This window comes from Sphingomonas sp. QA11 (assembly GCF_028473665.1).
In the GTDB taxonomy this organism is placed as follows: Bacteria; Pseudomonadota; Alphaproteobacteria; order Sphingomonadales; family Sphingomonadaceae; genus Sphingomonas; species Sphingomonas phytovorans.
The window spans coordinates 976,951-992,965 of the sequence record NZ_CP098774.1 but is presented as its reverse complement, the minus strand read 5'-3'; the positions used below and the strand labels follow the sequence as shown (position 1 = coordinate 992,965).

16 protein-coding genes are annotated in these 16,015 nt (G+C 65.3%); 8 read left to right on the top strand and 8 right to left on the bottom strand.

The window, feature by feature from the left end; translation table 11 throughout:
* Window positions 1–24 precede the first annotated feature (24 nt).
* Genes NDN01_RS04685 through NDN01_RS04655 form a run of 7 tightly spaced genes read left to right on the top strand, consistent with a single transcriptional unit; the run spans window position 25 to window position 6,955 of the window.
* Complete coding sequence (locus NDN01_RS04685) at window positions 25–738, top strand: glycosyltransferase family 2 protein (protein ID WP_272626208.1); 714 nt, start codon at window positions 25–27, stop codon at window positions 736–738.
* On the top strand, window positions 735–1,694 hold the full coding sequence (locus NDN01_RS04680) for a hypothetical protein (protein WP_272626207.1): 960 nt from the start codon (window positions 735–737) through the stop codon (window positions 1,692–1,694). Before NDN01_RS04685 ends, NDN01_RS04680 begins: the two co-directional genes overlap by 4 nt.
* On the top strand, window positions 1,691–2,875 hold the full coding sequence (locus tag NDN01_RS04675) for a nucleotidyltransferase domain-containing protein (protein WP_272626206.1): 1,185 nt from the start codon (window positions 1,691–1,693) through the stop codon (window positions 2,873–2,875). The genes NDN01_RS04680 and NDN01_RS04675 overlap by 4 nt, the downstream gene beginning before the upstream one ends.
* Window positions 2,872–3,714, top strand: coding sequence for a hypothetical protein (locus NDN01_RS04670; protein ID WP_272626205.1), 843 nt, complete (start codon window positions 2,872–2,874; stop codon window positions 3,712–3,714). The genes NDN01_RS04675 and NDN01_RS04670 overlap by 4 nt, the downstream gene beginning before the upstream one ends.
* Window positions 3,714–5,471: an ATP-binding cassette domain-containing protein gene (locus tag NDN01_RS04665; protein ID WP_272628024.1), complete on the top strand. Its 1,758-nt coding sequence runs from the start codon at window positions 3,714–3,716 to the stop codon at window positions 5,469–5,471. Before NDN01_RS04670 ends, NDN01_RS04665 begins: the two co-directional genes overlap by 1 nt.
* The gene (locus tag NDN01_RS04660) at window positions 5,468–6,211 is read left to right on the top strand and encodes a methyltransferase (RefSeq protein WP_272626204.1); all 744 of its coding nucleotides are present in this window, start codon (window positions 5,468–5,470) and stop codon (window positions 6,209–6,211) included. Before NDN01_RS04665 ends, NDN01_RS04660 begins: the two co-directional genes overlap by 4 nt.
* Window positions 6,212–6,235: 24 nt before the next feature.
* Window positions 6,236–6,955 (top strand): hypothetical protein, encoded by a 720-nt coding sequence (locus tag NDN01_RS04655; RefSeq protein WP_272626203.1) that lies wholly within the window; start codon window positions 6,236–6,238, stop codon window positions 6,953–6,955.
* A gap of 181 nt (window positions 6,956–7,136) precedes the next feature.
* On the opposite strand, the gene guaA is transcribed toward NDN01_RS04655, so the two are convergent.
* The 7 genes from guaA to rpsM all read right to left on the bottom strand — a co-directional run bounded on the left by guaA (window position 7,137) and on the right by rpsM (window position 14,276).
* Window positions 7,137–8,693 (bottom strand): glutamine-hydrolyzing GMP synthase, encoded by a 1,557-nt coding sequence (gene guaA, locus NDN01_RS04650; RefSeq protein ID WP_272626202.1) that lies wholly within the window; start codon window positions 8,691–8,693, stop codon window positions 7,137–7,139.
* Between the two features lie 58 nt (window positions 8,694–8,751).
* The gene (locus tag NDN01_RS04645) at window positions 8,752–9,288 is read right to left on the bottom strand and encodes a hypothetical protein (RefSeq protein WP_272626201.1); all 537 of its coding nucleotides are present in this window, start codon (window positions 9,286–9,288) and stop codon (window positions 8,752–8,754) included.
* 232 nt (window positions 9,289–9,520) lie between these two features.
* Window positions 9,521–11,674, bottom strand: coding sequence for a prolyl oligopeptidase family serine peptidase (locus NDN01_RS04640; protein ID WP_272626200.1), 2,154 nt, complete (start codon window positions 11,672–11,674; stop codon window positions 9,521–9,523).
* 78 nt (window positions 11,675–11,752) lie between these two features.
* Window positions 11,753–12,175, bottom strand: a complete 423-nt coding sequence (gene rplQ, locus NDN01_RS04635) for a 50S ribosomal protein L17 (RefSeq protein ID WP_272626199.1) — start codon at window positions 12,173–12,175, stop codon at window positions 11,753–11,755.
* A 123-nt stretch (window positions 12,176–12,298) separates the two neighbouring features.
* Window positions 12,299–13,363 carry a DNA-directed RNA polymerase subunit alpha gene (locus NDN01_RS04630; RefSeq protein ID WP_272626198.1) on the bottom strand — a complete coding sequence of 355 codons (1,065 nt, stop codon included), beginning with the start codon at window positions 13,361–13,363 and terminating at the stop codon, window positions 12,299–12,301.
* Window positions 13,364–13,458: 95 nt separating this feature from the next.
* Window positions 13,459–13,848, bottom strand: a complete 390-nt coding sequence (rpsK, locus tag NDN01_RS04625) for a 30S ribosomal protein S11 (RefSeq protein ID WP_034161671.1) — start codon at window positions 13,846–13,848, stop codon at window positions 13,459–13,461.
* Between the two features lie 59 nt (window positions 13,849–13,907).
* Window positions 13,908–14,276, bottom strand: a complete 369-nt coding sequence (gene rpsM, locus NDN01_RS04620) for a 30S ribosomal protein S13 (protein WP_272626197.1) — start codon at window positions 14,274–14,276, stop codon at window positions 13,908–13,910.
* Between the two features lie 315 nt (window positions 14,277–14,591).
* Between rpsM and NDN01_RS04615 the strand changes: the two genes are divergently transcribed.
* Complete coding sequence (locus NDN01_RS04615; protein WP_272626196.1) at window positions 14,592–15,269, top strand: DUF1223 domain-containing protein; 678 nt, start codon at window positions 14,592–14,594, stop codon at window positions 15,267–15,269.
* Window positions 15,270–15,294: 25 nt separating this feature from the next.
* On the opposite strand, the gene NDN01_RS04610 is transcribed toward NDN01_RS04615, so the two are convergent.
* The gene (locus tag NDN01_RS04610) at window positions 15,295–16,005 is read right to left on the bottom strand and encodes a hypothetical protein (RefSeq protein WP_272626195.1); all 711 of its coding nucleotides are present in this window, start codon (window positions 16,003–16,005) and stop codon (window positions 15,295–15,297) included.
* Window positions 16,006–16,015 lie beyond the last annotated feature (10 nt).

The following is a 16,015-nucleotide window of genomic DNA, read 5'->3' as shown; positions in this document are numbered from 1 at the left end:
CCCGGACGGGCTCAGGATACCGTCGTGACTGATCGCAGCCCGAGCGCGCGTGTTTCTTGCATCGTTCCGGTGCACAATGGCGGGGCCTTCCTGGCGCAGGCGTTAACCAGTATTCTGCACCAACGCGGGGCTGAGCTTGAGGTCATCGTCGTAGATGACGGATCGTCGGATGCGTCAGGCGCAATCGCTGCCGGCTTCGATGGGGTCCGCGTGCACCGGCAAGCGCAGGCGGGCGTCGCGGCTGCGCGCAATGCCGGCGTCGTGCTGGCGCGTGGGGATTTCATCGCCTTTCTCGATGTGGACGACCTTTGGTTGCCCGGCAAGATCGCGGCCCAGCTTGCGGCGCTCGAAGCTGATCCGGCAGCCGATTACAGCCTGACCCTCGTACGCCACATCGCCATGGACGGGGAAAAGCCGGGACCACTCGACGACAGCCCGAGGCTCGGGCGGCTGATGCAATGTCTCCTCATGCGCCGTGCCGCTTTCGACCGCGTCGGCGCATTCGACACCGGCACGCTCACCCGCGCTGACCAGGACTGGTTCTTGCGTGCCGATGCGTTGAAGTTGAGACCGGCGATCGTTGAAGAGGTGCTGGTGTTACGGCGGATTCACGGATCCAACCACAGTCTGACCAATGCAAACCAAGTCATCGACGATTTCCTGACCATCGCAAAGCGCAACCTCGACCGGCGACGCAAGGAAGGCGCGTTGCGCCCCGTGCATCACTGGTCGACATGACCGCAGATCCCGGCGCCGCTTTCGCCGCCGCCTGTGCCCGCGTCCCACCGGAGACGCTAGATGTCGTCATAGCGGGTGTCGCCATCCGGATCCGCGTCGCGGGCCCTGCCCTCGCCGCGCGGCTGTTCGAACCGCTCCATCATATCGCATCAACCTGCATCGACGCCGAGGTGACGATCGAGATCGACGCCTGGAGTATCGCCGAGACCGGCGTCCCCGTTCCTCCCGGGCAGTCTCTCGAAGAGAGCGACATCGCGCGGCGGCGCCTGACCTGCGCCTTCCCGGGTGTCGACTCGCTCACCCGGCTCGGCATGGCGCGTCCGTTCCAGGTCGGACTGCTGCCATTGCTGGCGCGGCTGGGACGTCCGGCGGTGCATGGCGGAGTGATCGCCCGCGGACCGGACGAACCGGGACTTTTGCTGGTCGGCCCAAACGGCAGCGGTAAATCCACGACATGCCTCGCGGCATTGCTAGCGGGTTTCCGCCTGGTAGGCGAAGACTGCCTGATCGTGAAACGCGACGGCGCGCTGCATGAGGGTCATTCGATGTACCGAAGCTGCTGCCTGACCGCGCAGTCACAGGCAATGTTCCGGCATCTGCCCGGCGACGTGCGCCGGCCACTCGGAGCGCCGGCGGATGCCAAGGGTGTGATGCTGCTGCCCTGCTCGGCAAACAGCGACATGATGCTGCGCGTCGCGCCGATCCGGGCGCTGGTGCTCCCGGTCCTGGGGCAAAGCGGCCGGCCACGGCTGGCACGGGCCGGCACCGCCGAGACGCTCCGCCGGTTCATGCCGGGGCTGCGCTTCATGCGGCATGTCCCCTCGCAGGACCGCCGCATGCAATACGACGCGCTCACTGCCCTGGTACACGACCTGCCGAGCTATCGCCTGGAACTGGGTGACGGCGTGGCGGGCGTGCCAGACCTGTTGTTCGATCTGGCGGATTCGCTGCGGTGACCGATCGGCCGCGATTGCGCGATTTCGGGGACGAGCCAGCGCCGGCACTGCGTGATCTCCTGCGCGCGATCGCGCTCGACGCCCCTTTGACGCCCTGCGCGATCGACCTGCTCGCCAAGGCGGCAGCCCGGACTGCCGATGCCGGAATCCTGCGCCTGTTGCCGGCGCTGCGGGGCAAGCGCTGCACGGAGGACCTTTCCGACACCATCCGAACCGACATGGAAATCCGATATCGGCGGACAGCAGCACGCTTCATGCTATTCCAGCACGTTGCGCGACAGATCGGCATGGCCTTCGAGGACGAGCGAATCAGGCCCTTGTTCCTCAAAGGCTTTCCGCTGGCCACGACATTCTATCCATCTCCCGCATGCCGACCGATGAGTGACCTCGACATCGCGGTGGCGCCGGCCGATTATCCCACCGCCGAAGCCCTGCTGCTGAAGCTCGGCTTCGTGCCACGTGGCGAGGAAGCGCAAGGCAGGGCGATCCCGGGGATCAATATCCACGCGATGGCCTTCCACCAGCCCGATCTCCGCGTCAGCGTCGACCTGCATCACCATGTGTTTGCCGCGTCGCTGTGGGAAGGCTCAGACGACGGCCTCTGGGCAGCGGCGCAGCCGTTCGAGGCGCTGGGCGCCGGAGCGGCACTCACGCTGGCACCCGAACATCATGTGCTGCACGCCTGCATCCACGGCTACGGCCGCAGCATCCATCAGCTTTCGGTGCGCTGGATGCTCGACGCGGATCTCATCCTGAAGCGGCAGGGCCGGGATTTCCGCTGGGCGCTGCTCGAAGCCGAGGCCGCGCGGCACCGCTGCGGGCCGCTGGTCGCGGCGGCACTCAGCTATCTGGCCGATCATCTCGCCAGTCCGATACCAACCGCGACTCTCGACAGCCTCGTCGCACTGCCGATGGCCGGTTTCGACCGCGCCTATTTCCAGCAATCGGCACGGCTCTCGCATTCCTCAGACCGATCGCTCCGGCTGCGGCTGGCCTGGAACGCTTGCCAGCGCCAAGCCGGCAGGGCGTTTCACACGCCCCTGCCCTTCATCACGGTGCTGGCGCGCCGATGGGGTGCGGGTTCCCCGAGCGCCTTCGCCCGGGCAATCATCCGGCGCTGGCGTGAACCGACGTTTCTGCGAGAGCGGCGCGCCCGCGGGACACGACAGGAACAGTCGTGACGCAACGGGATGCCTCGACACGTTCGGGCGACGCGGCGCTGCTGCGGCTCTGCGCTGGACCACCCGGTGAGACGCGGGCAGCATGGCGAGCGTGGCTCGACGCGATGCCCGACCTGCTGGTGGACGGCGAGCCAGCCTATCCCCCGCACTGGCGAGATCTACTGCCGATGGCGGCATGGCGGCAGCGCGACCTCGGGCTGGACGGACCGGCTTGGCTGCTGCACCGCCTGCGCACTGCCTGGGTACTTGAGGAGCGGCGCCTCGCCGCCGTTAGGGAGACAGTCGCCGACGTGATCGCCGAGCCGGCATTGACACCCGGAGATCCGCTTGCGGTTGGTGGGCTGGCATTGGGCGAGACACTCTATCCCGATCCGGCATGCCGCCACACCGGGCTCCAAACGCTGATGCTACGGGCGGGCACCAGGCTGATGCCGATCGCGGCGGCGTTGCAGGCTAAGGGCTACCGCATCCGGCGCACCGGCTGGCGCGCCCGCCACTTACCGTTTCGCCCGGTCGCAAGCATCTGGCTGCAGTCCCCCAGCGGGTTCCAGGTGATGCTGCTCAGCGTGCCCGCCTGGCGACGCTGGCATCCGCTGGCACATGCCAGCCTGATTCGCGACGCAGAGTGGGTGCAGGCCGGAACATTGCGCTTCCAGGTGCCGGCGCGCCGCGCGGCACGGGCCCTCGCCGCGCAAGGCCTTGGCCGTGAGCAAGGCACCGGCAACCTGATGGCGGCGGTCGACGTCGCGTTGCTTGGTGCCGATGAGGCCGACGCAGGATCGGCGTGGTGCGTCACCCCGGGCCACCAGGGTGACAGCGCCGCGGAGCGCGTCGCGTGATGGGATCGTGGAAGCGCGCCTGGGGCGACATCGGGCGGCTCGCGCATCTCGTGCGCACGCTGCAACAGGGGCGATCGCTATGGTCACTGGCGGTTCTGCCGGTGCTGATGGCCGTGCGCGGCCTACTCGAAGCGATATCGCTAAGCGCCCTGGTATTGCTCGTCGTCGCGGCCGCCAACGCGGAGATGAACGCGTCGCAGTCGCGCCTGCCCGCACTCACCGGGTGGCTCGGCACCATGCCGGTCAGCCATCGGCTGATGGCGCTCGGTGCGCTGATCGTGGCGTTGATGATCGTCAAGAACGCGCTGCATTGGACGATCGCGCGGATGCGCTCTCGTTTTGCGCGCGGCTGGCTTGGCGCGCTGGCCCGGCAGCTCTATAGTCGGCACCTGGCCGAAGCGATGGATCGCCGGGCGGATCACGATCCCGTGGCGGGATCGATCCGCGCGACCGACAGCGCGGTGCGCGTGGTCAACACCTATCTGCTGGCGGTCGCCGACGGCTTGGGCGAGACGTGCGTGGTCGCCGCGCTGCTGGCATTGTTCGCCTGGGTGGCCGGGCCATGGCCATTGCTCGCCATGGCCGTGCCGGCAGTGCTGATCTGGCTGAGCCATCGCCTGCTCACCCGCAACGCCTCCTTCTATTCGCGCTTGCGGCTCGACCGAATCGCTGCGCTGCAGCGCTGGATGCGCGACAGCAGCGCCACCAGCCGGGAAATCGGGCTCTATCGCAGTGGCGACGCGTTCGGAAAGCGCTATGCCGAACTCGCCAAGGGGTTGGCGACCGCGCTGGACCGGCAGAACCAGTCGCAGGAACTGATGCTGCCGATGGCCGAAACTGCGGGCGTGATCGGCCTGCTGCTGCTGGTCGCGGTCGAACTGCTGAGTGGGCATGTCGAGCCGGCAAGGCTGATGACCGGACTGGCGGTAAGCGTCCGCCTGCTGCCGAGCCTGAGGCGCCTCGCTTCGGTATTGCACACCCGCAGCTTCTTCCAGTCCGACCTCGATACCGTGATGGCCGCACTAGCGGCGTCCGCGCCGACGCCGGTACCACTCGCCACGGCACGGCACGGTCCGATCGTCACCCTGTCAAACATATCGTACTCCCATAGCGCGCGCGATGAGAGACACACTGCACCCCAGCAGCTCGCCTCGGTCGATCTGACGCTCTCGCCTTCGATCTGGACCGCGCTGACGGGCAGTTCGGGCACCGGGAAATCGACACTGGTCGATATTCTCCTCGGCCGTATCGTGCCGGACACGGGAGAAACCAGCTGGGCCGGCGGGACCCGCGATGGAACAGGCTATGCAGCCTCACCGGTCACGCTGATCGACGCGACGCTGCGCGACAATATCGCCTTTCCCGATTCTACTGTCTGGGACGAAAGCGCGTTGCGCCAAGCCCTTGCGATCGCCCAGGCCGACGAGATCGTGGCACGGTTACCGATGGGGCTGGACCAGCCGATGCTCGCCGTGGTCGACACCCTGTCACAGGGCGAACGCCAACGCATCGGACTGGCGCGAGCGATCCTGCGCGCCGACCGGCTGCTGATCCTCGACGAAGCCACCGCCGCGCTCGACCTCGATGTCGAACGACGACTGTTCGAGGCACTACGCCGGGCACGCCCGATGCTGGCGGTGCTTTTGGTGACTCATCGGCCCGCCACGGCGGCGCATGCCGACCGGATATTGCTGCTGGAGGACGGGCGGTTGAGCGAGCAGGCCGGGCTCCACCGTGTCACCGAGACGATATCGTGAGGCCGGGATCGGCCCGTATCAGTGCTGCCCGCGCGCTGGTAAAGCGAGTGCCTGGTGTCCGGCCACTCGCCGGCCTTCTCCGCACCGCGGCCGACAGCGCGCTGCGTGAGGAACGACGATTGATCCGTGACCGCGCCGACGACCTTTTCCAGCAGGGCGGCCGAAGCGCGATCGACCGCTATCCCGATCTCTTTGCCGCCCTGCGCGATCAGTTGCATGACCATCCGGCGCCTCACATCCTGTCGTTCGGCTGTTCAACCGGCGAGGAGTTGCAGACGCTCCGCCATTACCTCCCGAAGGCGCGCCTGAGCGGAATCGACATCAACCGGGCCCGCCTGCGCCGCGCCCGGCGACGCCTCGCCGATCCTGGGGTCTCATTGGTTGCTGCCCACAGCATCGAAGCGGCGGGCGGGGGAAGCTTTGACGCGATCGTTTGCCTCAGCGTGCTCCACCGGCGCGAACTGGTGCATGACTGGCCAGCCGATCCGACCCCCCACCTCAGCTTTGCGCAGTTCGAGCGCGCGGTGCTAGATTTCGATCGCCACCTCGCCATCGGGGGCTTGCTACTCCTGTACCATACCATCTTCCGCTTTCTGGAAACGTCGGTAGCGCAGCGCTATGTACCGCTGTTCCTGGTCGATCAGCTTTCGCTCGAGCCGTCGCGGCGTTACGACCGGAACAACCGCCGCATATTCGAACCGCGCGAGGAACGGTTCGCCCTGTTTCGCAAGACCGGATGAAGCTGGCCACAACAAGGAAACCCGATGTCCGACCCGGCGGCGCGCCTGCAGATCGTCCTGTGGAAATGGCGCCATCCCCGCAAGCTGCACGTGCTGTTCGACTATTCGGCGGAGGCGGTGAACCGACTCAGGCATGAACTGGCCGAACATCTGACGATCCCGCACGATGTGGTGTGCATCACCGACGATCCGAACGGGATCGATGGCGAAATCCGCGTGCTGCCGTTGTGGGACAATGCCGCCGCGCTCGGCGGCTGCTGGCGCCGGCTGCGCGCCTTCGCCCCCGATATGGTGGAACTGATCGGCCCGCGTTTCGCCTGGATAGACCTCGACAGCACCATCCTGGGCTCGATGGACGCGATCCTTTCGCGGACTGAGGACATCGTGCTCTATCGCTCGAATTCGATCGAAGGCACACCGTACAACGGCTCGATGCTGTTGATGACGGCGGGCGCGCGACCGCAGGTGTGGCGCGATTTCGACGCTGAGCGATCACCCGAGATCACCCGGGCGGCAGGACTCAACGGCACCGACCAGGCCTGGTTCGGCCATATTCTGGGGGCCGGCGAGGCGGTCTGGACCGCCAAGGACGGCGTGATGCATTTCGTGCGGGATTGCGTGCCGGACCTTCCGCCGCAATCGCGCATCGTATTCTTCCCCGGCGTACAGAAGATGCACATGCCGAACGCCCGCCGCCACGCACCCTGGATTGACGAAAAGCGACGAATGACGGACGCAAGTTAGGCCCTCAAGCGTCGGATCACCATCCGCCAGGCGGTTATGAGACCCATATGGTCGGCCCCGCGCCGACCGAACAGTCCCGGCCGATCGCGATCAGCTCAACTGTCAATCAGATCGTCACGCTCAAGATCCGGCGAGCGCCGCCGGTCAAGTAGGCTGTGCAGGCCGATAGTTGCGCCACCCGTCATTCCCACTCGATCGTCCCCGGTGGCTTCGACGTATAGTCATAGGTCACCCGGTTGATGCCCTTCACCTCGTTCACGATCCGGGTCGCGACGCGGGGGAGGAAATCGCCGGGGAACTGGAAGGCGACCGCGGTCATACCGTCGGTCGAGGTCACCGCCCGGAGGGCCAGGACATTGTCGTAGGTCCGGCCATCGCCCATCACGCCGACGCTGCGCACCGGCAGCAGCACCGCAAAGGCCTGCCAGATCGTGTCGTAGAGGCCCGCATTGCGGATCTCCTCGAGATAGATGGCGTCGGCCTTGCGCAGGATGTCGCAGCGCTCCTTGGTCACCTCGCCGGGGATGCGGATGGCGAGGCCCGGGCCGGGGAACGGGTGCCGGCCGACGAAGATCTCGGGCAGGCCGAGCTCTCTGCCGAGCGCCCGGACTTCGTCCTTGAACAGTTCGCGCAGCGGCTCGACCAGCTTCATGTTCATGCGTTCGGGCAGGCCGCCGACATTGTGGTGGCTCTTGATCGTCACCGAGGGACCTCCGGTGAAGCTGACGCTTTCGATCACGTCGGGATAGAGCGTGCCCTGGGCGAGGAAATCCGCTCCGCCGATCTTGCGCGCCTCCTCCTCGAACAGGTCGATGAACGCGCCACCGATGAACTTGCGCTTCTTCTCGGGGTCGGTGAGGCCAGCAAGCCCGCCGAGGAACTGCTCCTCCGCGTTCACATGGACAAGCGGGATATTATAGTGGTTGCGGAACAGGGTGACGACCTGGTCGGCCTCGCCCGAGCGCATCAGGCCGTGATCGACGAAGACGCAAGTGAGCTGCTCGCCGATCGCCTCATGGATCAGCACCGCCGCCACCGCTGAATCGACGCCGCCCGACAGGCCGCAGATCACTTTGCCCTTGCCGACCTGGGCGCGGATATCCGCGATCTTGGCGGCGCGGAATTCGGCCATGGTCCATTCGCCGGAAAGGCCGCAGACATGGCGGGCGAAGTTCGCGATCAGCTTCGCGCCGTCCGGCGTGTGCACGACCTCGGGGTGGAACTGCATCGCGTAATAATGGCGCTCGTCGTCAGCGATGATTGCATAGGGCGCACCCTTGCTCGCGGCGACGGGACGGAAGCCGGGGGCGAGCGCCGTGACCTTGTCGCCATGGCTCATCCAGACCTGGTGGTTCTCGCCTTCGCTCCATAGTCCGTCGAAAAGCGCGCAGCTGTCAGTGACCTCGATCACCGCGCTGCCGAACTCGCCACTGTCGCCCAGGGTGACCGTGCCGCCAAGCTGCGCCATCAGCACCTGCTGGCCGTAGCAGATGCCCATGATCGGCAGGCCGCTGTCGAGGATTTCCTGCGGAATGCGCGGGCTCCCCTCTTCAAGCACCGACGCGGGGCTGCCGGAGAGGATGATGCCCCTCGGCTGCATCCGGGCGAACGCCTCGGAGGCGGAATTGAAGGGGGCGATCTCGCTATAGACCCCCGCTTCACGGACGCGGCGGGCGATGAGCTGAGTCACCTGGCTGCCGAAATCGACGATGAGGATCGAGTCGCTGGGCTGTGTCATGCGGCCAGATAGCAGATGCGGCCCGGTGGGGAAGCCCCGGTGGGGCAGCAATGCGGCTTTAGTTTGCCGCGAGCACCGGACCGTCGATCGTCACCTGCTCAACGCCCTGTTCACCGATGCGGCAGGTGAAGTCGCGATGGTCGGTCGCGGCCGCCCTGTAATCATCGCGCAGGCCGAGCGTACCGCGGACGATCAAGTCCGACGCGACCGGATCGACGATCGTGACCTTGTCGATCGTGGCGATGCGGGCGTAACGGCGGCCTTCCGATTCGGCCGAGGAGACGCAGGCGTCGACGGCGGCTTCCTCATCGGACCGCGAAATCGAGAGGGTACGATTGCCCTCCTCCGGACCGACGACCGGAGCGGCTTCTTCAGCAGCGACCGCCTGGGGCGGAGGCGGCGCCTTCTTCTTGCCGACACTCGACAGGATCGCGAACAGGCCGCCGGCAAGCACCGCGCCGAGCAGCACGTCACCGCCGTCGATCTTGTCGCCGCCGCGATGATGCGAGCCCCACCGCTCTGCCTCGGCGGGGACAGCGGTAACGCTCATCGCCAGGAGCGTGGTAGCCGCGACCGTCTTGCCGAAAATCGTCATGTCCTGTCCCCTTTCGATTCGATGCCGTATCGATAGGTGAGTCGTGCTGTCGCAACGATGAACCACCTTCCTGGAGAGCAAGCCGTAGCGTGCAACAGGATGGAGGGGACAGATAACAGCGCGCCGGGCAAAATGGAACGGCCGGAAGCATGACGATCGCTAGACGGTCAGCCGCACGATACGGCCGGTACCGCCGCAATCATATCAGCTTCCCCTCCGCCTCGATCCCCTACTATTTTGCGGGCTTCTGCGTGGTAGCGACGTCCCTGACCGTCATGCCGGTCCAGGCCGCGGCGAAGGCCCAGCTGTCGGCGGCTTCGGCGATGACCTTGTCCGTCGGCTTGCCCGAGCCGTGCCCGGCACGGGTCTCGATGCGGATCAGATGCGGCCTTGGGCCGATCTGCGCCGCCTGGAGCGCAGCGGTATATTTGAAGCTATGACCCGGCACGACCCGGTCGTCCGTATCCGCCGTCGTCACCATGATCGCCGGATAGTCCCGTCCGCTCTTGATATTGTGATAGGGCGAATAAGCGTAGAGTACGCGGAAATCGGCTTCCTTCGCGGGATAGCCATAATCATCAACCCAATAGCGGCCGGCGGTGAAGCGGTCGAAGCGAAGCATGTCCATCACGCCGACCTGCGGCAGCGCAGCGGCAAAGAGATCGGGCCGCTGATTGACCACCGCACCGATCAGCAGGCCGCCGTTGGAGCCTCCCTGAATAGCGAGCTTGTCTTTCGAGGTGATGCCCTGGGCGACCAGATCCTCGCCGGCCGCGATGAAATCGTCGAACACATTCTGCTTGTTGGCGAGGCGGCCGCCATCGTGCCACGCCTTGCCATATTCCCCGCCGCCCCGGATGTTGGCCACCGCCAGCACCCCACCCTGCTCAAGCCACGCGATCCGCGTTGCTGAAAAGGCCGGATTCATCGAAACGTTGAAGCCGCCATAAGCGTATAGCAGGGTCGGTGCGGGGCCCGCCGGCAGATCCTTGCGACGGACGATGAACATCGGAACCTTCGTACCATCCTTCGACGCGTAGAAACGCTGTGAGACATCGTACAGGCCCGGATCGAACGCGACCTTGGGCATGGCCCAGGGCGCGGCGCTGCCGGTCTTCAGATCATAGCGATAGATGGTCGTCGGCGTGGCGAAGCTGGTGAACGCGTAGAACATCTCGCTATCGTCCTCAGCGCCGCTGGTGGCGGCGACGCTGCCGATGCCGGGAAGCGCCACCACCCCGTCGGGCCTGCCGTCCAGATCGTAACGTCGAAGCTCCGACTTCACATCGACCAGATAGGAAGCGACCAGCTTGCTCCCCACAATTCCGGCGCCCTCAAGCACCGCCTTGTCCTGCGGCACCACCTCGCGAATCGCGGGCGTCGCCTCGCGAACATCCATCGACACGATCCGCAGGCGCGGCGCATCCTTGTCGGTTGTCCAGTAGAAGGTCGATCCGACATTGCCGGCGAGCGACCATTCATTCTCAAGGCCCTTCACGATCGTGCGCGGCTTCGCGCCATGATCGGTCAGGTCGAGAACGGTGATCTCATAGCGGTTGTCAGTGCCTTCGGTGGTGGTGATGACCAGCCACTTGCCGTCCTCGGTGACCTGCGCATTGTGCCCGCGCTTCGGCGCGTCGGGCGTGGCGTAGATCAGGCGGTCGGTGACCTGGGCCGTGCCCAGCTTGTGGAAATAGACCTGTTGGTTCTCGTTCAGCGCCTGGAACTTCGCGCCCGCCGCCGGCGCGGCGAAGCGGGAGTAATAGAAACCGGAGCCGTCCTTCGCCCAGGACAGATGGGAGAATTTGACCCATTCGACAGTGTCGGCAGCGATTGCGCCGGTCGCGACGTCAAGCACCTTGACCGTGCGCCAGTCGGTGCCGCCGTCCTGGATCGAATACAGGATATGGCGGCCATCCTCGGACGGGACCCATTCGCCGAGCGCGGTCGCACCGTCCTTCGCCCAGGCATTCGGGTCGATCAGCACCCGGCCCACACCATCGATCGAGTCGCGTACGTACAGCACTGCCTGATTCTGCAGGCCGCTATTGCGGGTGTAGAAATAGCGGCCGCCCTTCTTCACCGGCACGCCGAAACGCTCATAGTCGAGCAACTGCTTCATCCGCGCCGCGAAGATGGCCCGGCCGGGCAACGTCGCGAGATAGGCATTGGTGACGGCATTCTCCTCAGCGACCCATTTCGCGACGGCGGCATCGGTGCGCACATCATTCTCGAGCCAGCGATACGGATCGGCAACCTTCACGCCGAATTGTTCGTCCACCGTGCTGCCGCGGGTCGTCTGTGGGTAGTTCATGCCGGGGGCCTTGGTCTGGGCGGCCGCAGGAGCAGCCAGCAGGAGAGCGATCAGCGGGAGGGCGTGGCGCATCGGGGACTTTCTGATACGAAAAAGGAGCCGCACCCTATCAGGTACGACTCCTTTCTCAACTCCCTGAACAGGCGCGATTTATGCAGCCTGATCGAAGTCCTCGTCACCCATCACCGGGCCCGAATCCTGGCCCTTGGCGCTGACATCGCGATCGACGAACTCGATGATCGCCATCGGCGACGCGTCCGAAGCGCGGATGCCGGCCTTGATGATGCGGGTGTAGCCGCCGTTGCGATCGGCGTAACGCGATGCCAGCACGTCGAACAGCTTCACCAGCTGCGCGTCATCGAGCAGGCGGGCATGCGCCAGCCGGCGATTGGACAGGCCACCCTTCTTGGCGAGCGTGATCAGCTTCTCGACATAGGGGCGAAGTTCCTTCGCCTTGGCGGTCGTGGTGGTGATCTGCTCGTGCTTGATGAGCGCTGCCGACATGTTGCGGAACAGGGCTGTGCGGTGGGCCGAGGTCCGCTGAAGCTTACGGCCGCCTACGCGATGGCGCATGATATCTTTCCTTCGTTCGTTAAGGGGCCGTTTGACGGAACCCCAGACCAGGCGGTGTCAAGGGCCACCGCCAATCGCCCGATGGGCGAACCGGGCCGGGGCATTTGCCCCGGCCCGAGCTCGTTATCCCATTATTTCCTGCTCAAGCTTCTTGGCCATCTCTTCGATGTTCTCAGGCGGCCAGCCCGGGATTTCCATGCCCAGCCGGAGCCCCATCGACGACAGCACTTCCTTGATCTCATTCAGCGACTTGCGGCCGAAATTCGGGGTACGCAGCATCTCGGCTTCGGTCTTCTGGACCAGATCGCCGATATAGATGATGTTGTCGTTCTTGAGGCAGTTGGCCGAACGCACCGACAGTTCGAGCTCGTCGACCTTCTTGAGAAGGTAACGGTTGATCTGCTGGGTGTCGCCCGAGACTTCGCCGGCCGAAGACGGCGCGGCGTGACCGATCGGAGCAGACGGGCGGACCGACGAATCGTCGAAGTGGACGAACAGCGCGAGCTGGTCCTGCAGGATGCGACCGGCATAACCGACTGCGTCCTCGGGCGTGATCGTGCCGTCGGTCTCGATGGTCAGCGTCAGCTTGTCGTAATCGAGCTCCTGCCCGACGCGGGTGTTCTCGACCTTGTACGACACCTGGCGCACCGGCGAGTACAGCGCGTCGACCGGGATCAGGCCGATCGGAGCGTCCGCCGGACGGTTTGCGACCGCAGCGACATAGCCCTTACCCACGTCGGCGGTCAGCTCCATGTTGAGCGTCGCGCCTTCGTCGAGGTGGCAGATCACCAGATCGGGGTTCATCACCTCGATGTCGCCCGAAACCGCGATGTCGCCCGCCTTCACATCGGCTGGGCCGGTCGCGGAAAGCTGGAGACGCTTCGGCCCCTCGCCTTGCATGCGCAGCGCGATCTGCTTCACGTTCAGGACGATATCGGTCACGTCTTCCCGGACGCCGGTCAGCGACGAGAATTCGTGGAGCACATTCTCGATCTTGATCGAGGTAACGGCAGCGCCCTGAAGCGACGACAGCAATACGCGACGGAGCGCGTTGCCGAGCGTCAGGCCGAAGCCGCGCTCGAGCGGTTCGGCCACAAAGGTCGCCTTACGCTTGGGATCGCCGCCCGGCTTCTTTTCGAGGCCATTGGGCTTCTTCAGTTCCTGCCAGTTCTTAGCATTGACGGACACGGGCTTCCCCTTGGTTTTGGGCGGGAGCGGGGGACACTCCGGCCATGTGGGAATCGTCCGCGCGGCGCGATCAACCGCGCGCGGACGAGACGAAATCAGACGCGGCGGCGCTTCGAGGGCCGGACGCCATTATGCGGGATCGAGGTCACGTCGCGAATCGAAGTGATCTGGAAGCCGACCGCCTGCAGCGCGCGAAGCGCCGACTCACGGCCCGAACCCGGACCCTTCACTTCCACTTCGAGCGTGCGGACGCCGTGTTCGGCGGCCTTCTTGCCGGCATCCTCGGCAGCGACCTGCGCCGCGTACGGAGTCGACTTGCGGCTTCCCTTGAAGCCCATCATGCCGGCCGACGACCACGAGATCGCGTTGCCCTGGGCATCGGTGATCGTGATCATGGTGTTGTTGAAGCTGGCGTTCACGTGCGCAACGCCAGAGGTGATGTTCTTGCGCTCACGCCGCTTAATGCGCTGAGGTTCGCGTGCCATGTTGAAATCCTAACCCTGTAGCTGGAAGGCGAGCCGCCCCATCGGAACGGCTCAGCGCATCACTTCTTCTTGCCGGCGATCGGCTTGGCCTTGCCCTTGCGGGTGCGCGCATTGGTATGCGTGCGCTGGCCGCGGACCGGAAGGCCCTTGCGATGGCGAAGGCCGCGATAGCAGGCCAGATCCATCAGCCGCTTGATGTTCATCGCGGTCTGGCGGCGGAGATCACCCTCGACGGTGTGATCGGCGTCGATCGTTTCGCGAATCTGCAGCACTTCCTGATCGGTCAGGTCCTGCACCCGGCGCTCGGGAGTGATACCCAGCTTGGCAGTGATTTCCTTGGCCTTGGTGTCGCCAATGCCATGGATATAGGTCAGCGCGATAACAACGCGCTTGTTGGTCGGGATGTTGACACCCGCAATACGAGCCATGAAATTTGTTCTCCTGCTCCACGGGGCGTGCATGGCTGCAGCCACCCCATCTCATCGCGTTGCTATCTGAAACGCAAGATAACGGCGAGCGCAAACAAGCGCCGCCGGGACCCGGTGTTTCGGAATATCGAGCAGATAGAAGCACGAGTCGGCGCTGTCAAGGCCGCGCGACCGAAGCGGGGATAAACCGGGCCCGGGTAAGAACGGTGCATCAAGGTGGTGTAACCATCGCTGCCGCTGCGCCGTATATATCCATCATAGCCTGAATGCCAGCGGGCGGGAGCCGATGCGGGCATCGAGATGAAGAGACCGACCATGCGCAACCTGATCCTGCTCGCCGCCATCGCAGTCGCCACGGCACCGGCAGCCGCAGCCGATGCCCGGCATCCCGTCGTGGTCGAATTATATCAGAGCCAGGGCTGCTCCTCCTGCCCGCCCGCCGACCTCGTGCTCAACGCAATCGCCGATCGTCCGGACGTTCTCGCGCTCAGTTTCGCGGTCACCTATTGGGATCAGCTCGGCTGGAAGGATATTTTCGGCGACCCGGCCTACACTCGGCGCCAATGGGATTACGCGAAGGCCGGCGGGCGCGGCAATGTCGCGACACCGCAGATGATCGTCAACGGCAGCGGGGTCCTAACCGGCAACCGCCGAGAGGACGTCGATGCAGCGATTGTCCGCTACGATCGGGGCAATGGCGGCCCCGTCATCCTTAGCGATGGGCGGTCAGCGATCGTCCAGAGCGGCGCCGGACGCGGCACATTATGGCTGGTGCGCTATGATCCTCGTACCATCGCGGTGGCAATCCGTGCCGGCGAGAATAGCGGGCGGACGATCCCCCATCGCAACATCGTCCGCCAGCTTGTCCCGCTCGGCCAGTGGACTGGCGCTGCGGCGCGCTACAGCCTGCCCGCTGACAAACCCGGCCTCAGGACAGCCCTTTTGCTCCAGTCGGGACCAGGAGGCCCGATCATCGCCAGTCGTCGCCTTTGACACCGACGGCCGGCCTAGCAACGGATCAGGCGAGGATGTTCACCGCTCGCGCCGCGACAAGCGCGATCGTCAAAAGCGAGATGGCGGATTCGATCATCATCAGCATCTTGGCGCGGCGGGACAACGGCATCGTGTCCGTCGGCGAGAAGGCTGTGGCGTTGGTGAACGACAGATACAGATAATCGACGAACCCCGGCGACCAGGTGCACGGCTCGCGCGGCTGGCCGATCGTCATCTGGGGATAGAGGAAATCGCATTTCTCGGTCTCGATCAGGCCGCGCGCCGCCGGGCCACCGTGATCGATGCTCCAGAACCACAAGGCGAAGACGATGACATTGGTCGCCCAGATGTTGAGCGCGTCGAGCAGCAGCGTCTGGCCGATCTTGGTCGCGCTCCCGGCAAGCAACGCATGGATCAGTTCGACCAGTGCCCCCAGGTTGATGACGGTGATCAGCGCGGTCAGGGCGAGCGCGGCGCGGCGGATCATTCGCCGTTCCCAGGCCACACGCCGCCAGTGATGATCGGTCCGCGCTTCGCGTGCACTTGCCTGGGTCCAGGCGGTCGCGGCCGACAGCGGCAGGAGCAGCGCGATCTCAAGCCCGGGCGCAAGCCAGCGCGGGCCGATCGTCAGATCGTTGAACATGAGCAACTGGAGCCCGGCGACCAACGCGACCGACGCACGCGCGAACCAGAAATCCCAGGCATGAGTGTGGATCGCCTTGAGCGCCCAGCTCATGGATGCTGCC